Genomic DNA, 496 nt, shown 5'->3' on the forward strand with positions numbered 1-496 from the left:
TCATAGAGCTGGCCTTGCCTGCCGTCCCGGTTGACCCCGTCGCGCTGGACATAGCGGACATGCGCGCCAAAGGCCTGCCTGCCACCGACGCGCCCTGCCCGTGCTATATGCACTTTCACGGTGACCCGTCGCATGTGCCGCGCCGCAAAGCCGCGAGGTGTCCGCGCGGCAGACGGAAGGGCGCCATTTCCGCGTCCGATATGCCTCCCCCGAAATCCGGTCGGAGCGGCACGCGCATTCAGCCGGGCAGCGACCTTCCGTATGGCTGAAGATCCGCGCCTGATACTGCCTGCGCCGAGGTCGCGCAGGCGGCCCAGTCTGGGTGTAAAATCATCCTGCCCGCTCACGGACCGGCTCTTCCGGCGTATGACAGAAAATCGCGCATGTATTCAGAAGCATGACGACATTCAGTCTGTATCGATTGCCTGCAAAGGCATACGAAAAAATGATGTGCAGACAATGACCTGGATGGGCGTGTACGCACATCCTTATATCT

At 61.3% G+C, this 496-nt stretch carries 1 pseudogene; it reads right to left on the minus strand.

Annotation, left to right across the window (positions count from 1 at the left end):
- Positions 1–347 (minus strand): annotated as a pseudogene (locus HOC_RS22335) (relaxase/mobilization nuclease RlxS); the annotation flags it as partial.
- Positions 348–496 lie beyond the last annotated feature (149 nt).

It is taken from the genome of Hyphomonas oceanitis SCH89 (assembly GCF_000685295.1).
GTDB lineage: Bacteria > Pseudomonadota > Alphaproteobacteria > Caulobacterales > Hyphomonadaceae > Hyphomonas > Hyphomonas oceanitis.